At 40.9% G+C, this 15,067-nt stretch carries 13 protein-coding genes; 4 read left to right on the forward strand and 9 right to left on the reverse strand.

Going from position 1 to position 15,067, the window contains the following annotated elements:
- Positions 1-82: 82 nt before the first annotated feature.
- Positions 83-169, reverse strand: coding sequence for a hypothetical protein (locus ACR5KR_RS28580; RefSeq protein ID WP_448270364.1), 87 nt, complete (start codon positions 167-169; stop codon positions 83-85).
- Positions 170-502: 333 nt separating this feature from the next.
- Between ACR5KR_RS28580 and ACR5KR_RS28585 the strand changes: the two genes are divergently transcribed.
- Together ACR5KR_RS28585 and ACR5KR_RS28590 are read left to right on the forward strand one after the other, a co-directional pair.
- Positions 503-700 carry a hypothetical protein gene (locus ACR5KR_RS28585; protein WP_448268844.1) on the forward strand — a complete coding sequence of 66 codons (198 nt, stop codon included), beginning with the start codon at positions 503-505 and terminating at the stop codon, positions 698-700.
- 808 nt (positions 701-1,508) lie between these two features.
- A complete protein-coding gene (locus tag ACR5KR_RS28590; protein WP_448268846.1) occupies positions 1,509-4,298 on the forward strand; it encodes an ATP-binding protein in 2,790 nt (929 codons plus the stop codon).
- Between the two features lie 176 nt (positions 4,299-4,474).
- On the opposite strand, the gene ACR5KR_RS28595 is transcribed toward ACR5KR_RS28590, so the two are convergent.
- Together ACR5KR_RS28595 and ACR5KR_RS28600 are read right to left on the reverse strand one after the other, a co-directional pair.
- Positions 4,475-4,870 (reverse strand): TIGR02588 family protein, encoded by a 396-nt coding sequence (locus ACR5KR_RS28595; RefSeq protein ID WP_448268847.1) that lies wholly within the window; start codon positions 4,868-4,870, stop codon positions 4,475-4,477.
- Entirely contained in the window at positions 4,867-5,754 is an 888-nt protein-coding gene (locus ACR5KR_RS28600) for a TIGR02587 family membrane protein (RefSeq protein ID WP_445628598.1), read from the reverse strand. The genes ACR5KR_RS28595 and ACR5KR_RS28600 overlap by 4 nt, the downstream gene beginning before the upstream one ends.
- A gap of 587 nt (positions 5,755-6,341) precedes the next feature.
- On the opposite strand from ACR5KR_RS28600, the gene ACR5KR_RS28605 reads away from it, so the two are divergent.
- Positions 6,342-6,524, forward strand: coding sequence for a CsbD family protein (locus ACR5KR_RS28605; RefSeq protein WP_322693288.1), 183 nt, complete (start codon positions 6,342-6,344; stop codon positions 6,522-6,524).
- A gap of 597 nt (positions 6,525-7,121) precedes the next feature.
- Here the strand turns inward: ACR5KR_RS28605 and ACR5KR_RS28610 are convergent.
- From ACR5KR_RS28610 to ACR5KR_RS28620, 3 genes are all read right to left on the reverse strand, one after another.
- On the reverse strand, positions 7,122-10,142 hold the full coding sequence (locus ACR5KR_RS28610; RefSeq protein WP_448268849.1) for a UPF0182 family protein: 3,021 nt from the start codon (positions 10,140-10,142) through the stop codon (positions 7,122-7,124).
- A 62-nt stretch (positions 10,143-10,204) separates the two neighbouring features.
- Complete coding sequence (locus ACR5KR_RS28615; RefSeq protein ID WP_448270365.1) at positions 10,205-10,558, reverse strand: PIN domain-containing protein; 354 nt, start codon at positions 10,556-10,558, stop codon at positions 10,205-10,207.
- Positions 10,559-10,560: 2 nt separating this feature from the next.
- On the reverse strand, positions 10,561-10,776 hold the full coding sequence (locus ACR5KR_RS28620; RefSeq protein WP_448268850.1) for a hypothetical protein: 216 nt from the start codon (positions 10,774-10,776) through the stop codon (positions 10,561-10,563).
- Positions 10,777-11,087: 311 nt separating this feature from the next.
- Here ACR5KR_RS28620 and ACR5KR_RS28625 point away from each other — a divergent pair, with 311 nt between their 5' ends.
- The gene (locus ACR5KR_RS28625; RefSeq protein ID WP_448268851.1) at positions 11,088-12,323 is read left to right on the forward strand and encodes a DUF4336 domain-containing protein; all 1,236 of its coding nucleotides are present in this window, start codon (positions 11,088-11,090) and stop codon (positions 12,321-12,323) included.
- Here the strand turns inward: ACR5KR_RS28625 and ACR5KR_RS28630 are convergent, their stop codons facing one another.
- The 3 genes from ACR5KR_RS28630 to ACR5KR_RS28640 all read right to left on the reverse strand — a co-directional run bounded on the left by ACR5KR_RS28630 (position 12,324) and on the right by ACR5KR_RS28640 (position 14,847).
- Complete coding sequence (locus ACR5KR_RS28630) at positions 12,324-13,298, reverse strand: MvdD family ATP-grasp ribosomal peptide maturase (RefSeq protein ID WP_448268852.1); 975 nt, start codon at positions 13,296-13,298, stop codon at positions 12,324-12,326. It lies immediately after the preceding gene.
- Positions 13,299-13,378: 80 nt separating this feature from the next.
- On the reverse strand, positions 13,379-14,368 hold the full coding sequence (locus ACR5KR_RS28635) for an MvdC family ATP-grasp ribosomal peptide maturase (protein WP_448268853.1): 990 nt from the start codon (positions 14,366-14,368) through the stop codon (positions 13,379-13,381).
- A 179-nt stretch (positions 14,369-14,547) separates the two neighbouring features.
- Positions 14,548-14,847, reverse strand: coding sequence for a microviridin/marinostatin family tricyclic proteinase inhibitor (locus ACR5KR_RS28640; RefSeq protein WP_448268854.1), 300 nt, complete (start codon positions 14,845-14,847; stop codon positions 14,548-14,550).
- Between the last annotated feature and the right edge of the window lie 220 nt (positions 14,848-15,067).

Consider the following 15,067-nt stretch of genomic DNA (forward strand, 5'->3'; position numbering starts at 1 on the left):
CCTTGCTCAGATCGAGAGAGTGAAAGCAATCGCTGCGAGCGCTCCAACTGAGCTTAAATGTTTCATTGGCGATCGTTAGCAGTCAACTTGTTATTGTTCTCTCTCCACCATCAATTAGATTGTTTCCAAGACTAGCAGAGATATGGTCATTGCCTCCATGAGCAAAAATCCGGTCGTAATTACTAGTATTCTCTCAATAAATCATCGTTAGGAATATCAATAATAAAAATATAAAATATTCCTTGATAGTTTTGTATATCAAAGGTAGTTGATACTTGTAATACTTACATAATACAAATATCAAAATTATAAATTTCTGATGAAATCTACCTCAAAACAGTTAATCACATTTTATATCTCTGGTGAAATAAAAATGCGATTGTTTATTTTTTTAAACTATTTTATTTCTTCAAGGTTATCAAAATGCGGGCGCTATCGTGTTGAAAATATGGGCAAGCAATAAAATATAGGATTCATACAGCAGATTTCAACTTTTTTACGAATGCGAACAGCGTGTTGGAGACAGAGGCTACGTCAACGTCAGGTAAAGAAATATCTCACCCACGCGATCGATCGCGCTTATCCGAACTCAACTCTTAGCGTACTAGTGCAGGCAATGCCCGACTTGTTCGCTCTTAGCATTCCCACTATGAAAGCAAGTGGGGTGAGGGTTGAGTTCGGGTGTACTTCCAACAAATAGATTATGCAATATTGTAGGGTATTTTTTTATTTGTCATATTATGTCTGGCTAATTAGTTATAACGTGAGTTCGACGAGTGCTATTACTGATCCTGTTACTGGCCGGCTTAATGCTCCTCTTTTAGCCGAGAATGTGAATCAAACTTTCACCAATAATATCAATTGGTCAAATCTCTTCAGTTTGCCAATCAGCAATGAATCTGCCATCAGGGAGAGTCAGATTCCAATATCCTGCTCTGACAAGACTTGGGCGTTTCTTTCCCCAGTAGCATATCGCTCCAACAGTTCTTCAACAGTCAGTTTTCGTCTCATAATTTATTTCTGGCATCAACTAACACATATATAGCGGTCGCCAGGTAGGTTAGGACATAAACTGAATATAGAACATAGACACCAAGAGACTTTCAACCCTGTCCTCTGTCACCTGTTCCCTGTCCCCTGCTATAACTCTAACCCGAATGGCACTAACAAAAGCTGAAATAGTTGCCTGGTAAGGGTTTTAGAAAACTAATACTTTTAAGGGCAAGAATCAGAATAATCTGCAACTCTCAGTTTGCGATCGCTGCTTCATTAGCCTACATTTTTCCAAAGTGATGAAACCCTTGTAAATAATACATTTACGCTTTTCTTAGTGCCATTCGTTCGAGAGATTTCTCTTTTCCTTTCCAGTCATCCTTGAGTATTACTACTCATTTCGACTGAACGAATCACACGCAAACTTATGCTTACAGTCACATGATGTTGGTTACACCTACAGAATGGGAACTCTAACTAGGAAGTTGATATCAATTTTCCTAGAGTAATTACTTATGTCTGATTTTGATAGCGCTGTACCTAATCAGCCGTCATTGTGTGGTTTGCCGCGTAGCTTGAGTTCTTGGGAGACTTGGGCGTTTGGTTTAACATCCCATCTTGGTTGGACATCAGTAGTGCCGGCTATTCATGCCGCTTTGGGAACACAAGCTATTTTTGTTTGGATTCCTGGTGTGATTGTTGGGATGTTACTGAATTATCAGATGAAGCATTTAGGTAGAAGTTTATTTGATGTAGCTGGCGGAACACCTAATTACACAACTAAAGTGTGGCAGCATTGTCCAATAATTGCCCGCTACGGGGCAATAGGATATCTTTTGGCTTGGCTTTCTTTCCTGTCAGTAAATGCTGTTGTGCTGACAGATTTAATCAAAGTGAATCTTGAGGCATTAGGTATCAGTGTTCCAGAGGCGATTCTCAGGATTAGTTTTATATTATTACCCTTTGTGGTTGCATTCAGTGGTACGCGTGCATTAAGCATTCTACATTTATTTTTTGCAATTCCTGCCTTTACCTTGCTATTTACTTTTTGTGTACAAGGTCTGGGATTTTTAGCTTTTTCTAGTAATAGTCCTGGCTTTTTTCCGAATAATTGGTCATCTTTGAGCTTTATTGATTGGGCAAAATGGTTTTATTTTGTTAGCTATGTAACTTATAGTAGTGAAACAGCCTCATCCTTTGTTGCTGATAGCCGTGAGCCTCATAAAACTCTATGGTTTCTCGAGATTGCTGCTTGGTTAATGTTACCAGTAATGGTTGGTGGTTCTTGGGTAATCATGCGTTTAGCAACAGTTCCAGATTTAGGTGATAACAGCTTTTTAAATTTTGTTGCAGCTTCTACACCATTTTGGGGAAATTTTGCTCCGGCGAGTGCTACTTTTTTACTAGCCGGTTCTTGTTTATTAGGTTCAGCAACGACTGTTTCTAACTGTCCCCGAATTATCTATCAGTTAGCTGTAGATAAACATCTTGCACCAGTTTTTTCTGTAGTCTCACCACGTGGAGTCTTTGGCCCGTCTTTGGCTTTGAGCCTAATTTTGGCATTGATTTATTTTCTTTGGGGTAATGTATCTCACATCATTGCAGCTACAAATGCGGCTTGGTTTATATCATTCATACTGCTGCATTTAGGTTTATGGCAACAACGAGCAAAGTTCGATGTAGTGCTGCCACCGCTGACTTTGGGAGTATGTTTGTTAGAAATAGTAATTTTATTAACGGCAAGCTATGCTTGGGGGTGGCAAGATTTTTTAACTGGCTTATTAGTTCCGTTTGGTGTATTAGCAATTGATGTATTAGTGCGCCAGATTCGGATGCCAATTTTTCGTCCTAATTGGTGGTTAAAACTTTATTACTCACGGCGGCAGAAGCTATTTCAAGATTCGGTGATGTTACAAGTGAGCATCTTAATTCTTCTGTTGTGTAGTGCGGTTTTAGTTGGCTGTTTATTTGGATGGAATTGGCATAAAGCTGCAACTGTAAATTTTGAAAATTTAGTTGTGGTTTTGCTGATGACGGTAGCATTTGTAGGAGTAGCTATAGCCTGTTGGACAAGTTTACCTCAGGTAATGGCGATCGCGGAAGCAAGAGAGGCGGCAGAACATCTTTTTCAGATTGCCCAAGATGGTATTGTTGTTACAGATGAACAAGGTATAGTTTGGCAAGCAAACCCAGCAACTGAATTTTTTTTTGGTGTGAATCCACATACGCTTTTGGGATATCACCTCAACGAATGGTTGCCAGAACTTACTAACTATCCCCAACAGTGGAAAAGACGTAGCGAACACACCATAATTTATAATTCTAAAATCAAAAATTTGGAAGTTTCTATCTCAGACAGACCCCATCAGAACTTTCAAGAATATGTCGTTATTCTCCATGATATAACCAAGCGCAAACAAGCAGAAGAAGTATTGCGACAATCAGAAGCACAATTACGGCAAGAGGCTACACAATTAGCTACTCAACTGGTGCAAAGTGAAAAAATGTCCAGTTTAGGACAGCTAGTAGCAGGAGTAGCGCACGAAATTAACAACCCAGTCAACTTTATTTATGGTAATCTTACACCAGCTAATGAATATATCCAAGATTTACTCAAACTGTTGCAACTTTATCAACAACATTATCCTAATCCAGTAGCAGAAATTCAAGATGAAGCAGAAGCAATTGACATTGATTTTTTACTCACAGATTTGCCACAATTGCTAACTTCGATGAAAGTTGGAGCCGAAAGAATCAAAGAAATTGTCCTATCTCTGCGAAATTTTTCTCGCTTGGATGAGGCAGAGATGAAAGAGGTGGATATTCATCATGGTATCGATAGTACTTTAATGATACTTGAGCATCGTCTTCAGGAGCAAGCTAAATGTCCAGGGATAGAAACAATTAAAGAATATGGCAATATTCCATTAGTAGAATGCTATGCTGGACAACTCAATCAAGTATTTATGAATATATTAACAAATGCGATTGATGCTTTAGAAGAATCATGTATGACTGGACAAAATAATCCTCATCCTCAGATTCGGATTAAAACTGAACTTGTAAATACTAATCAGGTAATTATTCGTGTTGCTGATAATGGTTCTGGTATGTCAGAAAATGTACAAAAAAAATTATTCGATCCTTTTTTTACTACTAAACCCATTGGTAAAGGTACTGGATTAGGCTTATCAATTAGTTATCAAATTATTACAGAAAAACATCAAGGAAAATTGCGTTGTGTTTCTTGTCTCAATCAAGGAACAGAATTTGTAATTGAGATTCCCCTACGTCAGCCGTACTAAATATAAAACAATGAAATAACAACGACTATTCTACGAGTGCCAGTGTAGACTTTCTCCAGCAGACTAACGACGGGCGGTGGGATTTCGGTTGTGTTGCAAAAACTAGGACTGGTCTGGTAGCAAAATAGTTGTGCCAGCCCCTAGAGCGGTCTTTAACCGGACATAATATCAGTCCCCTATGGCAATTTATAACTACCAACACGTAGATTTAACTGACCTTGGCGCGGGTTATGGCTGAATATAAACGCGCCTTCTTCGCTTTCCCCACTAGATAAAAAGTCAATTTGTTGCTCTCCTGTTTCTGTAACTTTGCCGTCAATCATTAACTCAGCCATAATCTGAACTGACTCAGCTGTATCTCCTCCACTATTTACAACTTCAAAAGGAACATAAAACTGGCCATTAATTTCTCGAATTGTTTGTTTTTTAGTGACAGAAAGGATCGGAGGTTGATTTTTTTCGTTCAGCCAAGTGTAGCCTACTAGAATCACAATGATTGCTAAGATGAATGAGGCGATGCTAAATGTTATCCACTCAGCTATTGAGCGCTTTGGTTGTTCTGTTTTACTCATATTGCTAACCTTCCGGCTGCACCACCAATGGTTGCGGGTAAACCCAGTATCAATGTATGATCCAACCACATTGTCCAGGGGTCGCTAAAAGTTAATTTTTGAAAGAACCACAGCATAAAAGCGCCTGCTAGCAATGATACTAAGTAGGACATAATAGTTTCGCTCGATGGTCGTTGAAAAATTCCCTTTTGCTCTTTACGTTTTTGCTGGTTAGAAAAACCTGCCTGAAATACAATGCCATAAGAAATCAGCAAAGATGCGGCGATCATTGCCAACTCCCAAAGTGGAGAGGTTGCGGCTGCTAGCATAGGAACTTCATCAGTGGGAGCGATGTTAAATGCAATTATGGTTGCACCAATCAGGGTTCCACCCACATCTACAAAAGTGGCTTGTAACTCATCACCTTTGTTCTTGGTTGTGTTATTTTCGCGATCGCTTCCTTGTCCTTTTCCATTGCTGTTTTCAGTCTCTCCCAAAAACTGATTCGCTAATGCTACACCGAGAGCGAACGGCACACTTTCAAAGATAATTTTACCTAAAGATTCTTTTAGGGAGGTTTCTGGTGTCAATTCTTGCAATAGTAATAGCACAAAGGTAGAACAAGCTATGCCGATCGCGATCGCTTCTACGGTATCCATTACGGCTTGATGAGCGAGGCCTGTATATCTGCGTTTCCGAAAGCCTTCTGTGTAATTGAGCAAGTAAACCACAATAAACATTAATGCGATTGCCGTCATGAGAAATTGTGCTTTTGCCAGCGATCCAATCCACCAAACCTCCATTGTGTACAGCAAGGGTATGCCAAACAAAAAACCTCCACAAGCACCTCGAATGATGTCATTAATCTCATTCTTCCAAACATTTTTTTGACTGTTCGTTGGCACTCCTTTATTTTCCTTTTATTGAAATTTTGTTTTAATTTATAGTTCATTTATCTGCGAAAAAGTTATTTTTTTAATATATATAAATTTTATTTATCAGATTTTCATGTTTGTATTATCTGCTACAGTACTGACCAGCATCTATCTTAAGATGATATAATTTACCAAAATATTCTCTCCGTTGATGGAAGTAAAAAACAATACACAGTTGTTAAATTATCTAATAGCTTTAGGGACTTACAAGTAATAAGATAAGCAATATTTTATTACTGTAGGGTGAGCGTCTTGCCCGTCCCGTGAAATGGGCGGGCTTTTCGTGCCACTTTGCAAGTAGTAATTTATTTAGGACTTAGGACTTCGCAAGTGTCACAAAAAAATCGGATTTGTAGTTTGCAGTAAGGGTTTTAGCCCTTATTTTGAAAACTAAAATCCTCTCTTCTCTTTCAGAGACGCACTCGCGTTCGAGACGCTACTTCGGCTTTGCTCAGTACAAGTGCGCGAACACTACGAACTGAAAATAATATGCCAGTTGCGTAAGTCTTGTTATCTTTGGAGTTCTCTAAATCAACTACAAGCTGGAGATAAAAACCATGAGTGTCGAAAAGAGAATAGAAGCGACTGCAAAAAATATTGAAGGAAAAATTCAAGAGATTGTGGGTGAAGTCACAGGTAATCCACAAGATAAAACTGAAGGGCAAGCAAAGCAAGCTGAAGCCCAAATCGATCACACCGTAGAAAATATTAAAGACGAACTGAAGAAAGCTTTAGAATAATTGCGCTAGTCTAGTACAAATAGCGATTTTAACGATGAGTGACTCCTAAATTTGTAACATTGATTGCTCCACTTTCTATAAGTTAGTGGGGTTTTTTATTGCGTCAAATCTGAAAGTATTAGATTCCATGCTCTGGATGGAAATGCCTGATTTAACGTGAATTCGACAAGTCTTATTTAACCTCTCCCCCAACCCCAATACGGTTCAGATAAGCATTTTGAACTCAAAATAGGGTTTGGGGAAAAGGGAAATGGGTAAGGGTTAAAGGTTTTTTATTCTCCTTTCCCCTTTACCCTTTCCCCTTTAACCGAACCGTATTGCCCCCAACCCCTCTCCGACACGGAGAGGGGAGCAAAAAGCTTAATTTTTCGTTGCTCCTCCCTTTGGGTTTCAAAGAAGGAGGCTGTCCGGGAGAGGTTCATCGAACTCACTCACGTTGATTTAGAGGTTCTGCCTCCAGTCAATGATTGCAACACATCCATTTGTAAAGACGCGATTCATCGCGTCTCTACAACTATTTGTTGCATTCTTTTCTCAAAAATAAATTATCCCAAATTATTTATAGATTTGTAGGGGCGCAAAGCCTTGCGCCCCTACTTAACCGGGCGGGGCTGCTTCTTCAAAGGGACGGATAATCGCCGGGGCTGGTGTAACTTCTGGTTTAAAGATTCCTTGCAATGCTTGTTCTAAGGTTTGCGCCATGACAATCCGGTTTTCATAAGCTACTACTACTCGTACCAAGGTTGGCAGACTATTCTGTGTGGCTTCTAGATAGATTGGCTCGACATACAGCAGCGATTGCTGAATGGGAATTACTAGTAGATTACCTTGAATCGCTCTCGAACCCTGGCGATTCCATAAGGAAATTTGCTGAGAAATTACTGGGTCTTGGTTAATCCGCGCCTCGATTTGCTCTGTTCCGTAAATCAGGCGTTCTTTAGGAAAGACATATAGCAGCAGCTTACCGTAGTTTTTGCCATCCGATCGCGCCGCTAACCAAGCGATTAAATTAGTCCGCTGTTTGGGAGTATAAGGTAAAAACAGCAGAAATTCTTCTCTACGAGAGCCTTCGCGAACGCCAACAAAGTCTACAGTGGGTAAACTAGTAATCAAATAATACGGCTCTACCGGACGGGGTTCACTACCATAGATTTCATTAGGAATCTGCCACTGGTCTTCCCGGTTGTAAAATACTTGGGGGTCGGTCATGTGGTAAGTCATCAACCGCTCAGATTGAATTTTGAAAAAGTCCTCCGGATATCGGGTATGACTGCGGAGATTGACTGGCATTGTACTGAGCGGTTTGAACATATTGGGAAATATCGCTGACCAAGTAGCAATAATCGGATCGCTGCGATCGGCAATGTAAAACTTCACAGTGCCGTGATAGGCATCGATCGCTACTTTGATAGAATTGCGAATGTAATTGATACCATCGCTACCAGTGTCTGAGTAGGGATAGCGATCGCTCGTTGTGTAAGCGTCAACAATCCAATAAAGATAACTGGGATTGCTGGGAAAATCTTGATTAGCAGCAGCAGCAACTAAATAGGGGTCGCTGTCAAATTTCAAAAAAGGGGCGATCGCTTGAATTCTTTCCTTGACATTTCGTCGCAGTAGCACTTTTGTTTCTGGCAAAAAGTCCCGTGTCAGCACCATCTGCCAATCTTTCAAATACATCGCAAATAGCCACCGTCGCCATATTGAACCGATTTCAACGCCACCTAGACCCTCATAAGAGTTGTAAACATTATCACTACCGCTAGGGTAGTCTAGCTCTCTAACTTTTGTGCCAGTCATTACATAAGTATTCGTAATTTCACCGTAATAAATCCGGGGTTGCCCAATGGGAATACTTTCACGAACGGCTTCATTAGAAGTTGTGAGAGCGCTACTATTACCGCTAATATCTTTAACAAAATATTCTGGTAGTCCACCCGGCCCAACTGTATTAACTGGACTAACAGTAAACCCGAAACCGTGGGTATAAATTAAATGACGATTAACCCATGTTTGAGCTTCCTGTGGTACGGCAGTGTAGTCTAATTCTCGCGCGGCAATCAATACTTGCCGCCGTTCTGTTGAGTCTAGGGCTTCTTGCTTAGGTTCTGGCGGCTTTTGGGGGGCTGGTGGTCGAGGTGAAGGTTCATCTGTTTTGAGAGTATATCGATCGATATCGGCATCGGGGAACCGATAATACGGCCGAATTTGTTGCAGTTGACGATTAGTTTCTAAAAGTGGTCGCTCATCCCAAAGGCGAATATTGCGAATTGTCGAGGCATTATTTTGAATATCAACTTCAGTCAGTGTTCCTTGCGGGTTGAAGCTTCTAGAATCGATCGCCTCTAAATCGAATGCTTGGCGAGTTAAGGCAATAGTCCGCTGAATGTAGGGTTGCTCTCGTTGCAACTCATTAGGTTGAACAATTAAATATTGCACCACAGTAGGTAAGACAACATCAGCAGCTATAACTAATACTAAATAAACCCCTAACCCATAAAAGACAAAGCGAGGATACCGAGATTTGGGTTTCCAGAAAAACGTTCGCCAAAGGAGGTAAAAGGCGATCGCTACTGCCACAATGCACAAAACGGTGTAAGCTGGCAACTGGGCTGTGACATCGGTATAGCTAGCACCATAACTCACTCCCCGGCTAGAATACACCAGTTCATAGCGACTTTGCCAATAACTAAAAGCCACTACCAGCATCAACAAGCCACCCATACCGAATAAATGACGCTGCTGCTGGGGTGAAAAACCAGGGAAAATCCCCTGACTCAAACTATCCGCCGACAAGAGATAAGTGAGAGCAACGGCGACGAAGCCATACAAACATAAACCCATCAGCCAGAGTTCTAGCAGTTCCCAAAAAGGTAAAGAAAATACGTAAAAGCTGATATCTCGACCAAATAAAGGCTCAGTCCTGTTGAAAAGGGTAGGGTGCAAATATTCCAGCACCTTGGGCCAGTGTCGGAAGATGATGAAGGCAAAAATGGGACTAGAGAGAATTGCGATCGCAGTCAGTAAAAATTGCGGATAGATTAAAATGGCGATCGCTACTCCCCCAATTAAACCGAGATACCAGACTTGAGAGAGAATCTGCTTCAAAAGTTGCCAGATTGTCTCTGGTCGAAATAGAGCGGGAACGGGTAGAATAGCCTGATTGACTGGAGAATGCCAGTAGAAAAGAGCAATTTGACCATAGTGAGCCAGCATTAACCCAATTAACAAGCTCAATATCAGAGTTAAGGGTAATAACCAGTGCAATTTTAATGCTTGAGGGCGTTGCGGCGCAAGTATCCGGGTTTCGTTGCGTCTTGGATAATTAGGACTGAGAAAACTTGTTAATTCACTGTTGAATTCTGGTTGCTCAATCTTTACAGACTGGGAATATTTTAGCCGTTGTGCTAAAGCCAGGTTTAACAGTAGATAGGCAGCAGTTATTCCAGCCACAACTACCCACAAAATACCACGGGTCAGTAGCCTCAACAAAAATACTTGAAGATAGCCGACTTCCCGAAACCAAAAAATTTCTGCTCCCAGACGGGAACCCAGATCCAACAGTAGCCACAGCCCCAAAAATCCGATTAATAGCCTAAAGCCCCATTTCCAATACATTGATATGTAATTTAAGAAGAACGCCAATTCTCTATTTGCAAGCCGTTTACTCTTTGAAATTCTCAAACATTAGATGTTACAACAATATGATTGTGAGTTAGTGCTGTTGCTGCGATCAATACATCATAAGAACCGATAGGAGTACCCGCTGTTTTCAAAATACTTCTAATTTGGGCAGCTTGTTCTGCTTCTTCCACACCAAAAGGTAAAATTGTAATCGAACCTAACAATGCTTCAATCAATGATTGGATTTTTAAGGCACGTTGAGGATTGATTGCTAATCCGTACTTAACCTCCATTACTGTTAAGGAAGAAATAAAAATATCTGTGGGAGTAGTAGACTTTAATAGCTTGAGAGTATTTTTTTCTCCCTTGACAAAATCACTAATGACGCAGGTATCGAGTAAATAACCCATCATTAAAACTCGATTTCGTTAGGTGGTAGCAGTTCGTCTCGGTAGGACTCAAAAATAATACTTTCTACTACACCTTGATGTTGCATAATAGTTTCTGGCCAAGTTATAGGCTTTGTTTCTAAGAAAGTAACAAAGACTTTGCTTTCAGTAATACCTTGTGGTTTTTCAGCTAGTTCGATTTTGCCGTTTCTATAAATTCCTTCAATCGTTCGTAGCATTATTTTTACCTCCTATGGAAATTCTAGTAGTATTTATTACCGAGCTGGTGGTTCATGATGCCTTGTCGAACTCAATAGACTTCTTGGCATTTGTCGGGAAAAGGGAAAGGGATAAGAAAAAACCCTTTCCTTTTTACCTTTCCCCTTTGCCCACTCTTGCAAAAAGAGTTTTGCAATGATCGCCAATTGAAATTCTATACCTTCTAGTTGCAATTCTAGCCAGTTGCCCTCGCCGGACAAGCGTGCTATACCAATCTTGTAGCCACTACAGCACTCTCACAACTGGCCCGCGCCAGGACAATAAAACGACGATGAATTCACTTGGATCTCAGTCGAGAGTTGAACTACAAGATCGAGGGATGTCTCCTTTGAACAACCCCAAGGATTGGTCATGGCCATTCTGGGCTGCTGTCCCAGTTTACCCTTACGGCAGGCGGCGGACACTTCGTCAGGAAATAGTTCAGGACACTATCTGGACATTCGATCAGCTTCACGGCATTCTCTACACCATCGTGCCGATTCGTATGACTATCGTCAAGCTCTCTGCCGGAGGACTTCTGGTTTATGCACCCGTTGCTCCCACAACTGAGTGTGTTCGCTTGGTTAATGAGTTGGTAGCAAAGCACGGTGAAGTTAAGTATATCTTACTGCCAACCAGTTCTGGTCTGGAGCATAAAGTCTTCGTTGGCCCCTTTGCTCGTCGCTTTCCTCAAGCACAAGTCTTTGTTGCCCCGCACCAGTGGAGTTTTCCGTTCAATTTGCCGCTTAGTTGGCTAGGTTTTCCCCAAAAACGAACTCAAGAACTCCCAGAGGACTCAAGCCTTGCTCCCTTCGCTCTGGAGTTTGACTATGCAATATTGGACATCGACTTGGGACGAGGATCTTTTGCAGAAGTTGCATTGTTTCACAAGCGATCGCGCACTCTGCTTGTAACTGATTCTATACTTTCTGTGCCAGTTGACCCACCAGAAATCCTCCAATTAGATCCTTATCCCTTACTGTTTCATGCCAGGGATAATGCCTGGGAGACGATCGAGGACAATGAAGACAACCGCCGCAAGGGATGGCAACGCATTTCACTGTTTGCGCTTTACTTCCGTCCAAGTGCTTTGGAAGTTGCTTCAATCGGACAGATGTTTCGTGATGCTCTCAAAGCACCAGAGCGATCGCTAAAAACATACTTTGGTTTATTTCCTTTTCGCTGGCAAGAAAACTGGAAGCAGGCATTCGACGCTCTACGAGGTCAGGGACGACCATTTGTCGCACCGATTTTGCAAATCCTCATTTTTCCTCAAGCACCAAGCCAAGTACTCAAATGGGCTGATACAGTTGCAAGTTGGGATTTTCAGCAGATTATTCCCTGTCACTTTGAATCGCTAATTAAAGCAAATCCGCGTCAATTTCGGCAAGCATTTGCTTTTATGGAAAAAAATCTTTCTTCTAGCGAAAGCCAGCCTCTATTAGAGGAAGACTTAAAATTCATTCAGGAACTAGAAGCGGGTCTAGTTAAACGCGGTATTGCAACACCAGCTAAAGAGAAATTGTAATCAATTAGGTGAATTAGTTAAAACCTCAGCGATCGCCTGGGAAATCGGTAAACTAGGACAGCGTTCCAGCCAGAAGAACTCGCCAACTGGGTTAACTTCCAGGAATACATGACGACCATCAGGAGTCAAAATAATATCAAGCGCCCCATAATTTAAACCAAATTCTGCCATGAGTTTGAGCAATTTCTCTTCGACATCTTCGGGCAAAGTGTATGATTCCCAAGCGTCGAGTAAGGCGATTCCCTGTTTGCGCCAGTCGTAACGTGCCTTATCCAAAGCTTGAGAATCAACCGCAGCCGTTAGTACGCGTTTACCGACAATAATTGTCCGCAATTCCAATGCCTTGGGAATCTTCTCTTGAAATGTCATTGGGCAGAAACGTAAGCCATCAAGGTTGTCTAGATCCTCTGATGAAATTGGATTTGTAAACACAACTTTTTCTCGCCCTTGTTCATCATAAATAGCGAAAGAAGACAGCATTTTGGTAATCATTCCCTGCTGACACTCTTGGGCAAATTGCTTTACTGCTATTGGATTATTTGTGGTCAGAGTGCGAGGCGTATCTAGACCGATATCTCTTGCTATTTCTAATTGCAGTTGCTTATTTTCGGCTCGGCGAATATTTGGCAGAGGGTCAAGATGAAAGCCCCTGATACTAGCAATCATTCCCTCAATGCTGACGCGAGATTCTTTCAGTGAGGCTTCTCTAAGTTGCCTGTCCATCGAGTTGGGAATTTTTGACCCAATTGCAATGCGCCGATACCAAACTGCTGACACTTCATTTAAATCTAATGTCTGGTCATCGACACTCAGAATCACTCGCTGACTACTACCATAGTAAATATCTAACTGCATTTCTGTGGGAAATCGGTCTGTGTCAAAACGAAATGCTTTCTTTCCTTGGGCTTCAATTGCCTGAATAACTAAAGGAATACTTTCGTTATCTTGGCTGTGAGTAATGATTAAAACAGTCATTTACAAATATGGAGAATGAAGTACGCTACAGATAAATATAGAAGTTATCAGTTGGTTTGGGATTTTTAAATAAGAGCATTTTACTTCGGACTTGTTGAAAGTAGTGCAGATGCGATCGCTTGAGCAATTGGATAGTCTAAATCTCTCTCTAGCATCCCCCACTCTCCTGTAGGATTAATTTCTAAAAAAACATATTCTCCGGATGGCGTTTTAATTAAATCAAACGCTCCAAAAATCAGTCCAAACTTAGCCATAAAGGCATCCAAACAACGGATTAGTCGATCGGGTAATTGCTCTGGTTGCCAGGTAAGAATCTTTTTTGTCTCGCGTCGCCAATCCTGGGTAGATGCTGCATATTCAGACGCATCTAGCGCCCCGACAAAGAGATTGCCATTCACATATACTGCTCGTAGTTCTTGCTGTTTCGGGATTTGTTCTTGAAACATAACTGGACAATAGCGCAGTGTTTCAGCATCAAGTAAGTCTTCTTCTTTAACGGCGCTGGTATACATGAAAAAAGAGGAGGCTTGCATCCCAGAAGAAAGAGGTCTGAGCAGCTTGACAATCATTTTTCCCTTAACTTGGTGGAAAAATTCTCGTGCTTCTTGAGGATTGTTGGTGACGAGAGTCCGAGGTATGACAAGACCTACTTCCGATGCAACCCGCAGTTGGCGTAACTTGTTTTCAGCTGCACTTATCCGGCATAAATCATCCACCCACTTAGCATCTCTGAGGCTGTCCCAAAAGCCATCTAAGACTGCGAGTGATTCATTAGAACAGACTGCTTGAAATTGGGGAGCCAATTCTTGACCGAGATCGGGTTGCCAAATACGCCGCATCCATACTGCTTGCACTTGCTCGGTGTTCAGGGAGCGATCGTTATATATCAATGTATGATTGCTACCAGAGTTACTTAAATTAGCCTGGAGTTGGAGTGCGATCGGAAACTTATCAGTATCAAAACGAAACGGCTGTGCGCCTAGTTTTGATACTGCTTCTGCAACTCTATCTATTGTAAAGTAATCACCACTATGGGTGATTAATAAAACTACATCACGATCGAGGTGCATAAAATATTTTTATTAGTTTTTGCATTTTCACTATTGTTAACTGTTGAGAAAGCAAAATTTTAAACAAGTGAACTTAATTTTAATGAGAAGCCAACCCCTAGACGAAGTTGGCACTAACTGTATTTTTATACTGACAATAGTTTTAAAACCGCATCTCTGATGTAGTCAAAAGTATGTAGCTATACAGGTTTAGACGGCGAACTGTCATCACCATCTGAAGGATACTTCTGAGTAACAGCGTATTCATCACTATCAGAAGGATACTTCTTAGTAGTTACTGCGCCATCTTCTTGATCGGATGGATACTTCAGAGTTGTTGCAATTTCATCATCTTTCTTGTTTGTGGCATTATTACATTTACCACCGATAATCGCTTTTGAGTCTTCATCAGAAAGGTCTTCAAGGCTTTGCCCTTCCAAGAATCGAGCAAAGAATGGTACTGCTTGTGAATTCAACTTTTCTGGTTTGTTTTCAGACACAATCTTTCTCCTATAAAAACTGAACTTAAATATCTTCTGTATTATATGACATAATACATACTAATATTTTTGCCAAAAAAAGAGTTTATACATCAACTCAACCTCGGAAATTGCCGAGGTTTGACTTACCAAAATAAGTATTAATTTATTTTTTAATAAATATTTACTTTTGTGTAATTATGCTTGTATAAAGTTAAAAATATAATAATTTTTCTTACAG

It is taken from the genome of Nostoc sp. DSM 114159 (genome assembly GCF_053470285.1).